The following is a 10,556-nucleotide window of genomic DNA, read 5'->3' on the forward strand; positions in this document are numbered from 1 at the left end:
CGATCGCGGCCGGCCGAGGAGGGCTCATGGAAATCAGATCATTCGGCGTCGTCGGTGCCGGCCAGATGGGCAGTGGCATCGCTCAGGTCGCTGCGGCAAGCGGGCTCGACGTGGTAATGAGCGATATCAACGACGACTGCACGGCCAGGGGGGTGCAGTCCATCGAGAAGAATCTGCAGCGCAGCGTCGACAAGGGTAAACTGGACCAGGAAACCTGCCGGGCGATCCGCGGCCGGATCAGCACTACCACCCGCTTGACCGACCTGGCCGGCGTCGATTTTGTGGTCGAGGCGGCAGTCGAGATGGAGGAGCTCAAATTCGGCCTCTTTCGCGAACTCGATACAGTATGTCCAGACCACGTGATCCTGGCGACCAATACCTCGTCTATCCCGATCGGCCGGATCGGTGCCCAGACCAAGCGGCCGGAAAAAGTGATCGGCATGCATTTCATGAACCCGGTGCCGGTGATGAAATTGGTCGAAGTCATCAGGGGGCTTCGGACGTCCGAGGAAACGTTTGCCCTGACCTGGAGTCTGAGCGAGCGGTTTGGCAAAACACCGGCCGAGGCCGGTGATTATCCGGGGTTTCTGGCCAATCGGATCCTGATGCCGATGATCAACGAAGCAATCTTCTGCCTCTATCAGGGCGTCGGCAAACCGGAAGATATCGACACGGTGATGAAGCTCGGTATGAACCACCCGATGGGCCCGCTCGCCCTGGCCGATCTGATTGGGCTGGATACCTGCCTGGCGATTATGGAAACCCTTTATGACGGGTTCAAGGATTCGAAATATCGTCCCTGTCCGTTGCTGCGAAAATATGTCGAGGCCGGTTGGTTCGGCCGCAAGAGCGGCCGTGGCTTTTATCAGTATTGATCCCGGGACGGCCGGCAAACCGTGAATAGCAAGGGGGCCATGGAGCAGCATTATGACGGTATCGTACCGGCCGCCGAACTGAACGAGCGGGTCGGCAAGCTGCAGCGGGCCATGCAAGGCCGGGTCGACGGTGCCTTGATCATCCAGAAGACGGATCTTTTCTACTTCGCATCGACCGCACAGCAAGGCTGGCTCTATGTTCCGGCGACCGGGGCGCCGCTGCTGCTGATTTTCAAGGATTACCAGCGGGCCTGCGCCGAGTCGGCTTGGGAGCAGGTGGCCTCGCTGGCCAGTGCCAAAAAGCTGCCGGCGATGCTGGCCGAATACGGTTACCCGGCCCCGAAGGTGCTCGGCCTTGAACTCGATGTGCTGCCGGCCAACCTCTATTTCAGCTACCGGCAGATCTTCGCCGACGCCGAAATTGTCGATATCGCGCATGACATCCGACTGGTCCGGGCGGTGAAGTCACTCTATGAAGTGGAGATGATCAGGCGGGCTGCCCGCTGCTCCGATCAGGTCTTTGCCAAGGTCCCGGAGATTTTGGCCGAAGGGAAACCAGAAGTGGCCGCTGCCGGGGAGCTGGAGGGTTTTGCCCGCAGCCTCGGGCACCAGGGCATCGTGCGGATGCGGTTGTGGGGTGGTGAGCTCTTTTATGGTCACCTGATGTCTGGTGATGCCGCGGCGGTGCCGAGTTATCTTGCCTCGCCGACCGGTGGCGCCGGGGTCAGCCCGCTGGTCAGTCAAGGGGCGGGCTTCAGGCCGATCGACCGGAATGAGCCGATCCTCGTCGATTATGTCTTTGCTCTGAACGGTTATTGCGCCGATCACGCCCGCATTTTCTGTATCGGCCGGCTGTCCGATGAGTTGCTGGCGGCACACGAGGCGATGCTCGATCTCCAGCAGCAGATGAAATCGGCGGCCCGACCCGGAGCGCGGACCGGCGAACTCTACGAACAGATGATCACCCGGGCCGATGAGTTGGGTTATGGTGACAGGTTCATGGGGGTTGGTGAGCGACGGATCCGTTTTACCGGTCACGGCGTCGGCCTGGAGTTGGACGAATACCCCTTCATCGCCAAGGGGCAGAAGATGGAACTGGCCACCGGCATGGTTCTGGCGCTGGAGCCAAAGGTGATCTTCCCGGGCCGCGGCGTGGTTGGTATCGAGAACACCCACCTGGTCGGGGAAGACGGTCTCGAATCGTTGACCAGCAGCCCCGAGTCCGTCATTTCGCTCGCGGGGTAGTGGAGAACATTCCCCCGGGCTGGTCGGTCCTGCCGGAGGCTGCATCGCGAAGGCCCGGCGGGTCGGAGAAACAGGCCCGAAGGGCGGCGGGCAGGACGTCCGCCGCCGGCGGCCAGGCCATGGATGGCCTGTCTGCCGGCCTCATAGGCCAGCCGATCAGGCCGCAGCGCAGCAGCCGGAGGCAGGGCCGGCCAGCCCTTCCGACCACGGCGATTATTTTGGCAGAGGGCGGTGGTTAGCGGAGGACAGTAGTTAGCGGAGGACAGGTTAAAACCTGTCCCGCCTTTGGACGAGACTTGTTCCGTCGATGGTGTTCTGCTGGTGATGATTGAAGGAGGAGCGACGATGAGCGAAGAACAAGGGCACAGCCCCGAGGCTCAGCAGCGGGAAACGGCCGCGTTTATTATCGACCTGCTGCACCGGACCATGGTGCACCACGTCTTGTGGTTTACCGAAGTGAGGCACCAGATGGGCCGGCAGCGGGCCGAAGAGTTGCTCCATGAGGTGTTTCGAACCAGCTCCGCGATCCAACTCAAACACCTGGCCCGGCTGCTCGGGTTTTCCCTGGTCGATGGGATTCCCGAACCGCTGCTGACCATGAATCACGAGCGGTTGCTGCAGCTCAAGGAGCGGGTCGCCAAGAACTGGCTGGTCAATGACGGCGTCTGGTTCCAGGCCATCGAACGATCCGAGGGCCTGAATGAAGCGAAGCGGTGCAATGATTCCTGCTGGGCCCATTTCTCGCCGTTCGAGTCCTCCGATATCAAGCGCTTGCTCGACCTGCCGGAACGGCCGGGTCTGGACGGCCTGAAACGTGCCCTGAATTACCGGGTCTATGCCTGTATCAACCGCCAATCCATTGCCGAAGAGAAAGAGGACTCTTTCGTCTTTCGCATGGATGAATGTCGGGTTCAGCAGGCCAGGATGCGCAAGGGGTTGCCTGATTATCCGTGCAAATCCGCAGGGCTGGTCGAATACAGCTATTTCGCCCGGGCTATCGACGAGCGTATTGTTACCGAGTGCATCGGTTGTCCGCCCGATGCGCATCCGCCGCACTGGTTCTGCGCCTGGCGTTTCAGCATCAAGCAGTGAAATCGGCTCGGACAACGAGAGGAGGAGAGGATCCATGCAGATGAACAACCTGCTCTGTGAATACGAGGAGGGAGTGGCGGTCGTCACCGTCAACCGGCCGAAGGCGCTCAACGCGCTGAACCGGGAAACCCTGGAGGAATTGCTCGGCTGTTTTGCCGAACTGGCGACCATCCGTGAACTGGTCGGGGTGATCATTACCGGTGCCGGGGACAAGGCCTTTGTCGCCGGTGCCGACATTGCCGCCATGCAGGGCCTCGATGCCTTAGCCGGTAGAGCGTTCGGCCTACTCGGACAGCGGGTGATGCGCACCATCGAGACCTTTGCCAAACCGGTCATTGCTGCGGTCAACGGTTTTGCCCTCGGCGGCGGCTGCGAGCTGGCCATGGCCTGCGATATCAGGATCGCTGCGGTCAACGCCCGGTTCGGCCAGCCGGAAGTCAATCTCGGCGTCATTCCCGGTTTTGGGGGAACCCAGCGACTGCCCCGTTTGATCGGTGTCGGACCCGCCTTGGAGTTATTGCTCACCGGGGATATGATCGACGCCGACGAGGCGTATCGGCTCGGCCTGGTAAACCGGGTCGTCACGCCCGAGCAGTTGCTGCCGCACTGCCGGGAGATCCTGGCCAACGTAGCAAAAAAAGGGCCGATTAGTATCAAATTGTGCAAGGAGGCGGTACGTGCCGGCATGGAACTCGACATCGACAGTGCCTGCCGCCAGGAGGCCGATCTGTTCGGGCTCTGCTTTGCCAGCGCTGATCAGAAGGAAGGCATGCAGGCGTTTCTCGAGAAGCGCGCGGCGATGTTTGGTGATCATTAACCGGAGGGGAGACGGGAGAGCCGACAATGAATCTCGACCTCAATGAAGAGCAGAAACTGATCCAGGAGACTGCCCGGGAATTTGCCGCGGCGGAACTGGCCCCGGTGGCGGCAGAACTCGATCGAGGCGGCGACCTGGAGATCTTTTATGCCAATCTGCGGAAACTTGCCGAACTCGGTTTTATGGGCCTCAATGTCCGTGACGAGTACGGCGGCTCGGAGGCGGGCGTGGTTGCCTTCAGCGTTGCGATCACCGAGTTGGCCAAGGCCTGTGCCTCGACGGCGGTGACCGTCTCGGTGAACAACATGGTCTGCGAAGTGATTCAGGCGCTCGGCAGCGAAGAGCAGAAGCGGGCCTATATCCCGAAAATCTGCAGCGGAGAATTCCTTGCCGGCGCCTTTGCCCTGACCGAGGCCGGAGCCGGGTCCGACCCGGCCGGAATGATCACCAGCGCCGTGCGAGATGGCGACGAATGGATCCTCAACGGCAGCAAACTCTTCATCTCCAGTGCCGCCTGTTCCGGTGTCTTCGTGGTTTGGGCGGTGACCGACCCGCAAGCGCCGAAAGGCAAGGGCATCAGCGTCTTCCTGGTCGAGCAGGGTACCCCGGGACTGGTCATCGGTAAGGCGGAGCGGAAAATGGGGCAGCATGCCTCGTCGACCAATGAAGTACTTTTACAGGACTGTCGAATTCCCGGCCATGCCCTGATGGGCACGATCAACGACGGTTTCCGGACCGCGGTTACCGAATTGTCCGGAGGTCGGATCGGCATCGGCTCGCTCGGTCTCGGTATCGGCCTGGCGGCGATGGATGTGGCCACTCGCTACACCCTCGAGCGGGCGCAATTTGGCAAGAAGATCAGTGAGTTCCAGGCAATTCAGTGGAAAATCGCCGATCGTTACACCGAGTTGGAAGCGGCCCGGTTGTTGTTGATGCAGGCCGCTTTTCGCAAGGAACAGGGACGCTCTTTTGCCAAGGAGACATCGATGGCCAAGGTGTTTGCCACCGAAGTGGCGAACCGGGCCTGTTACGATGCGATGCAGATGCTCGGCGGTTACGGCTACACCGGCGACTATCCGGTGGAACGCTATGCCCGGGATGCTCGTATTACGACAATCTACGAGGGAACCAGCGAGATTCAACGACTGATCATCGCCCGGGCCATCCTCGGCGAGTTCAGCTGATACCGCCCGCCACCGGCGGGACGAGTCTTTATTATCGGGGGACAGGTTTCAACCTGTCCCCCGACTGACTTCTTACTTTTAACCTGGCTCCCGCTACTACCTACTATAAGAAGTCTTCCGCCGCAGAATTGGTGCGGCTTTTGGCGGCAGCTCCGCAATTTTTTATTGAGGCTGCCGATTCTGTGCTATCATGGATTGAACCAATCCCGCGACAGCGGCCCGGCCGATGTCGACCGGGCTCTTTGTTTAACCAGCACAGGGGGCACACGTTATGCCGGCTTCTCAATATTGGGCGGACAGGTATCTGCAGAGGCGGATATCCGGGGCTGCGGCCATCGACCAGATCAAGTCGGGGCAGCGGGTTTTTATCGGGTCCGGTTGCGGTGAACCGCAACACCTGGTCCAGGCCTTGACCGAAAAAGCCAACGTCTTCAGTGGCCTGGAGATTGTCCGCCTGCTCGGTCGGGAAACGGCGTCGCTGACGGCGATTGCCGATCGGACCAAAGACACCTCGCTCAATATCCGCTCCATCTATCTCGGTTCGGCGACAATTGAGGCGATCGGCCAGCAGCGGCGCTTTATCACGCCGATGAACATGTCTGATGTGTCCGGTCTCTTTCTCTCCCGCAAGATGCCGCTCAACGTGGCTCTTGTCCAGGTCAGTCCGCCGGATGATTTCGGCTGGATGAGCCTCGGCATTTCCGTGGATGTGACTATGGCCGCCAGCCGTTCGGCCGATTTGTTAATTGCCCAGGTGAACCCGAAAATGCCGCGGGTCATGGGGTCGAGCTTTATCCATGTCAATTATGTCGACTACTTTGTCGAATATGAAGAAGAACTGCTCTCGGTGCCTCCGTCCCGGGCCGTGTCCGAAGCGGCCAACCAGATCGGCAGCCATATCACCCACCTGATCGAGAACGGCTCGACCTTGCAGATCGGTCTCGATGCGGCTTCCCAGGCCACGGTCAGGGGACTGGAGAATAAGTCGGACTTGGGGATTCATTCGCAATTCCTGACCGACGATATCATGCAGCTCTACGCCAAGGGCAATATCACCAATATGAAAAAGGGCCTCAACGAAGGGAAGATGGTGGCCTCGATGGCGGTCGGCAGCCAGGATCTCTACGAATTTCTCAACGATAATCCGGCCGTTGATTTCCGGCCTTCCGACTACGTCAACGATCCGTTTGTCATCGCCCAGCATCACCGCATGGTTTCCCTCAATGTCGCTTATATGATGGATCTGACCGGGCAGGTTGCCGCGGAGGCATCGGCAATAACCCGGTTTGCCGGTGTGTCCGGCATCCCTGATTTCGTCCGGGGCGCGCGCCGCTCGCCGGGCGGCAAGTCGATCCTGATGCTCTGCTCGACGAGAACCGGGCCGGACGGCGAACCGCTGTCCAGCGTCGTCCCGACCCTGGGCGATACGGCGGTGGTGGTGCCCCGGGGGGATGTCCATTACGTGGTGTCCGAATACGGCGCGGTCAATCTGTTCGGCAAGAGTCTACAGGAACGCGTCGTGGCGATGATTTCCATCGCCCATCCCGATTATCGTGAGCGCCTATTCGAAGCCGCCAAGGAGCAGGGGCTGATCGGTTTGGAACGGAGTCTCGGTGAGGCCGTCAAGGCGGTCTATCCGGTGCGCCTCGAGGAGACCATCGAGATCGACGGCGAGGACGTGGTTATCAGGCCGGCCAAACCGGTTGACGAGCGGCGCATCCAGGAGCACTACTACTCCTTGTCGAAGGAAGATGTCGTTTCCCGCTTCTTCGGGCAAAAAACGATCTTTGCCCGCAAGGACGTGGAAATCCGTTCGCAGATCGACTACGTCAATAGCCTGACGCTGGTAGCGGTGGTCGGCGAATTCGGCTTTGGCAAAGTGATCGGGGTGGCCGAGTCGATGCGCCTCAAAGACGAAAATTTCTCCGAGGTGGCTTTCTCGATCAGTCCCGAATACCAGGGCAAGGGACTCGGACGCCTGTTTTTACAAAAACTTGCCGGCGCCGCCCGGGAAAGCGGTGTGGCCGGATTGATCGCTTATACCTTTCCGACCAACACCGGAATGATCGCGCTGTTCAAGACCCTGCCCTACCAGGTCAAGAAACAACTTGAAGACGGCGAGTTGGTGTTGTCCTGCCGGTTTGATGAACTGGCCTGACCCGGTACCGGCCGTAAACCGGCGCCGCCGACTTATTGCTTGTATTTGAACGAGATCTTGACCCGTGCCCGGTAGGTAACCACCTTGCCCTTGTCGATCTGCATGTCCAGTTCCGATATTTCAGCAATCCGTAGGTCCTTGAGTGATTTGGCGGCGGTTTCAACGGCTGATTTTGCCGCGTCTTCCCAGGACTTGCTGCTTGTTCCGACCAGTTCGATAATCTTGTAGACACTCTGAGCCATGGTTGTCTCCTTATCGTGATGCATCGCCGGGCGATGCGGGGCGAGGGGGCCGAGACAGCCTCCTGAAGAACAATTGTATGTCAGGGGCGGCGTCGCTGTCAATAACATCCGGCGGGCTCGGGGTCGTCCCACGACTCATCGTTTCCCGGAGAACGGCAATTCCACTATTTTTTCTTTCGCGAGCCTTTCTTGACCGATTTGAGCCGGTTTTTCTTGGCGAACGGTGAGGTAGCGAGCCGCTGCTCGGCCAGGTCGATCATGATTTCCGGAACGGTGCGGGCATCATCTTTTTCACCGGGCTGCCGTTTGCTATAGCTGCCGTCAGACCTCATTTCCCAAACGCTGCGCTTGTTGGCCAACTGCACGTCAATGATTTCCCGGAGCCGTTTTTGTAAGACGGAACCCTCGATGGGAGTGACGACCTCGACCCGTTCTTCCAGATTTCGTTTCATCAGGTCGGCGGAACCGATGAAGTATTCTTCCTGGCCGCCGTTTCTGAAGTAATAGATACGGGCGTGTTCGAGAAATCGACCGACGACCGAGATAACAGAGATCGACTCTGATAACCCTTTGATGCCCGGCCGCAGCCGGCACGTGTCCCTGATAATCAGATCGACGTGAACCCCGGCCTGGGAAGCCTGGTAGAGGGCCTTGGCGATATCCTTGTCCTCCAGGGCATTGCATTTGAACTGGATAAGGCCGGGTTTGTCCGGTGTGTGCAGGTCGATTTCGCGAGCGATTTTTTTCAGCAGCGTTTTCTTCAGAATGTTCGGCGACGGCAGTATTTTCTGGTATTTGCGAATCGGGGCATAGCCGGTGGTCAGGTAGTTGAACAATTCGGTCAGGTCTTCGCAGATCTGTTGGTCGTTGGTCAGCAGGCCGAGATCGCTGTATTGCCGTGCCGTTCCTGAATGGTAGTTGCCGGTGCCGATATGGGCGTAGCGCTGCAGACCGGAATAATCGCGCCTGACCACCAGAATGACCTTGCTGTGGGTCTTCAGGCCGATGACCCCGTATGTTACGTGAATACCGGCCTCTTCCATCGCTTCCGCCCATTTGATATTGGCCGATTCATCGAAGCGGGCCATCAGTTCGACGACCACCGCCACCTGTTTGCCGTTCTGGGCGGCGTCGATCAGATAGCGGATGATCCGTGAATCGGGATTGGTCCGGTATAAGGTCATCTTAATGACGAGGACCTTCGGATCGGTGCTTGCTTCTTTGAGAAACCGCTCCACCGACGTCTCAAACGATTCATACGGGTGCTGCAACAGCATTGATTTGTGCTGACGGATGATGTGAAAGATATTGGGCTCGTCGATGAGCAGTTCCGGCAGGTCGCACGGGTGGTGGAACGGGTAGTGCAGGTGCGGTCGATCGATCTTCCAGATTTCCATCAGATCGCGTTTTGCCAGGATGCCGGGTGCCTCGGAGACATCGTATTGTTCGTCGATGTCGAGCTCGGCGGCCAGTTTGCCGCGATGGACCGGCAGCATGCCGGAAGCGACCTGGAGCCGGACGATGTCGGCAAATTTGCGATCGCGCAGGGCCGATTCGATCATCGACAACAGATCGTTGGCCTGCTCGCCCCGCTGGTCCGTATTGGCGTTTCTGATGACGCGGAAAAATTCACAGTGTTGGATTACCAGGCCGGGAAACAAGTCGTCCAGATTGTGGGCGATCAACTCCTCGAACGTTAGGTAGTGATCTTTGCCGCCGATTTTGATAAAGCGTGGGATTCCGGCCCCGAGCGGCACTTTGATACGGTTGAGATGCTCGATGTTGGAGCCGACTTCATTGGTCGTGACGAGCAGATTCAAAGAGAGGTTCGAAATAAACGGGAACGGATGGGCGGGGTCGATGCCCTGCGGGGTAAGCAGCGGAAAGATCTCCCGTTTGAAGAACGCATCCATCTCCTTTTTCTGCTGGGGACTCAACTCTTCGTAGCGCAGGAAAATGATTCCTTCTTTGGCCAGGAGTTCACGCAGCTGGGCATCGATGCGGCGCTGCTCGAGGAGAATCTCATGGGCAACCGCCAGGCTCGAGTTGATCTGTTCCTGCGGCAGCATGCCGTCCACCGTCAGCTTCTTGACGCCGGCGCCGACTTGCTGCTTCAGGCCGCCGATGCGTTTCATGAAGAATTCATCGAGGTTGGAGCTGACCACCGCCTCGAAGAAAATTCGCTCCAGTAAGGGGATCCGCTCGTCCAGTGCCTCGTGCAGCACCCGTTTGTTGAAGGCGAGCCAGGTCAGTTCCCGATTCAGGTACCATTCGGGGCTGTCGAGGTCGAAACTGGTGGACGTCTTGGGAGCTTGTTTTCTCGGCGGCATGGGGCGGTCTTTCCTCAATCGGAGATGATTGTCGCTGGCTGAAAAAAGTGTAGATGTGCCTCTTCTACCTATAATGGGGAGCTTGAAAAATTCGGAATTTCGTTCAAGATCGAGGCGCGTAAGAAAATTTTACCGCAGGCATATGCATGATATTCCGAGGATAAAATTTGATTACGCAACGATGAGATTGGACGAAATGACAATTTTTCAAGGTTCCCTAATGGTACGGGATAACGCGGTGATAATCAAGAACCATCGATTTTCCAACCAACGGGGAACAGGTTTTAACGGATGTTCCAAATATAGAAAGGCCGATTTTGCCCCTCAATATTCTGAATTTATTTCGATTTTCTCCTGCTCGGCAGCTTCCTTCTGCTGTCTACGTGACCAGTCCGACGCGGCAGAGCACTGGGCGGGGTAATCGTCAGTGCTGAGAATAACCGAGCCAGACTTGGCCGTGGCTGTGGTACGCTGAGCATGCCACCGGTCTGGTTGCCGTTGATTTCATGCTCCATCGCGCACAGGGTTGATAATTTTTTCAACCCCTCCTCGACGGTCACGTCCAGATCCCGCCAGGCATCCGCCAGCTTGCGCCGGATCAGATACGCCAGCA

General features: G+C 58.5%; 8 protein-coding genes and 1 pseudogene. 6 read left to right on the forward strand and 3 right to left on the reverse strand.

Annotated elements, in window-relative coordinates; genetic code table 11:
* The first annotated feature begins 26 nt into the window (after nucleotides 1–26).
* From BUC26_RS11380 to BUC26_RS11410, 6 genes are all read left to right on the forward strand, one after another.
* A complete protein-coding gene (locus tag BUC26_RS11380; protein WP_073376087.1) occupies nucleotides 27–875 on the forward strand; it encodes a 3-hydroxybutyryl-CoA dehydrogenase in 849 nt (282 codons plus the stop codon).
* Nucleotides 876–914: 39 nt separating this feature from the next.
* On the forward strand, nucleotides 915–2,120 hold the full coding sequence (locus tag BUC26_RS11385) for a M24 family metallopeptidase (protein WP_073376089.1): 1,206 nt from the start codon (nucleotides 915–917) through the stop codon (nucleotides 2,118–2,120).
* A gap of 345 nt (nucleotides 2,121–2,465) precedes the next feature.
* Nucleotides 2,466–3,212: a DUF6125 family protein gene (locus BUC26_RS11395; RefSeq protein WP_073376093.1), complete on the forward strand. Its 747-nt coding sequence runs from the start codon at nucleotides 2,466–2,468 to the stop codon at nucleotides 3,210–3,212.
* 34 nt (nucleotides 3,213–3,246) lie between these two features.
* Nucleotides 3,247–4,029, forward strand: a complete 783-nt coding sequence (locus tag BUC26_RS11400) for an enoyl-CoA hydratase-related protein (protein WP_073376095.1) — start codon at nucleotides 3,247–3,249, stop codon at nucleotides 4,027–4,029.
* 26 nt (nucleotides 4,030–4,055) lie between these two features.
* Nucleotides 4,056–5,213 carry an acyl-CoA dehydrogenase family protein gene (locus tag BUC26_RS11405; protein WP_073376097.1) on the forward strand — a complete coding sequence of 386 codons (1,158 nt, stop codon included), beginning with the start codon at nucleotides 4,056–4,058 and terminating at the stop codon, nucleotides 5,211–5,213.
* A 271-nt stretch (nucleotides 5,214–5,484) separates the two neighbouring features.
* Nucleotides 5,485–7,371 carry a bifunctional acetyl-CoA hydrolase/transferase family protein/GNAT family N-acetyltransferase gene (locus BUC26_RS11410; protein ID WP_073376099.1) on the forward strand — a complete coding sequence of 629 codons (1,887 nt, stop codon included), beginning with the start codon at nucleotides 5,485–5,487 and terminating at the stop codon, nucleotides 7,369–7,371.
* Nucleotides 7,372–7,403: 32 nt separating this feature from the next.
* On the opposite strand, the gene BUC26_RS11415 is transcribed toward BUC26_RS11410, so the two are convergent.
* The 3 genes and pseudogenes from BUC26_RS11415 to BUC26_RS23590 form a co-directional block, all read right to left on the reverse strand.
* On the reverse strand, nucleotides 7,404–7,613 hold the full coding sequence (locus BUC26_RS11415; protein WP_073376101.1) for a dodecin family protein: 210 nt from the start codon (nucleotides 7,611–7,613) through the stop codon (nucleotides 7,404–7,406).
* A gap of 164 nt (nucleotides 7,614–7,777) precedes the next feature.
* Nucleotides 7,778–9,943 carry a polyphosphate kinase 1 gene (gene ppk1 / locus BUC26_RS11420; protein ID WP_073376103.1) on the reverse strand — a complete coding sequence of 722 codons (2,166 nt, stop codon included), beginning with the start codon at nucleotides 9,941–9,943 and terminating at the stop codon, nucleotides 7,778–7,780.
* A gap of 338 nt (nucleotides 9,944–10,281) precedes the next feature.
* Nucleotides 10,282–10,556 (reverse strand): annotated as a pseudogene (locus tag BUC26_RS23590) (IS1634 family transposase); the annotation flags it as partial.

The sequence above is a fragment of the Desulfofustis glycolicus DSM 9705 genome, from assembly GCF_900130015.1.
Taxonomy (GTDB): Bacteria; Desulfobacterota; Desulfobulbia; order Desulfobulbales; family Desulfocapsaceae; genus Desulfofustis; species Desulfofustis glycolicus.

Bases quoted from the DNA above. Each gene is read 5' to 3' on its own strand.
- BUC26_RS11415 (WP_073376101.1), bottom strand. From the start codon at position 7,613: ATGGCTCAGAGTGTCTACAAGATTATCGAACTGGTCGGAACAAGCAGC.
- BUC26_RS11400 (WP_073376095.1), top strand. From the start codon at position 3,247: ATGCAGATGAACAACCTGCTCTGTGAATACGAGGAGGGAGTGGCGGTC.
- BUC26_RS11405 (WP_073376097.1), top strand. From the start codon at position 4,056: ATGAATCTCGACCTCAATGAAGAGCAGAAACTGATCCAGGAGACTGCC.
- BUC26_RS11385 (WP_073376089.1), top strand. From the start codon at position 915: ATGGAGCAGCATTATGACGGTATCGTACCGGCCGCCGAACTGAACGAG.
- BUC26_RS11395 (WP_073376093.1), top strand. From the start codon at position 2,466: ATGAGCGAAGAACAAGGGCACAGCCCCGAGGCTCAGCAGCGGGAAACG.
- BUC26_RS11410 (WP_073376099.1), top strand. From the start codon at position 5,485: ATGCCGGCTTCTCAATATTGGGCGGACAGGTATCTGCAGAGGCGGATA.
- BUC26_RS11380 (WP_073376087.1), top strand. From the start codon at position 27: ATGGAAATCAGATCATTCGGCGTCGTCGGTGCCGGCCAGATGGGCAGT.
- ppk1 (WP_073376103.1), bottom strand. From the start codon at position 9,943: ATGCCGCCGAGAAAACAAGCTCCCAAGACGTCCACCAGTTTCGACCTC.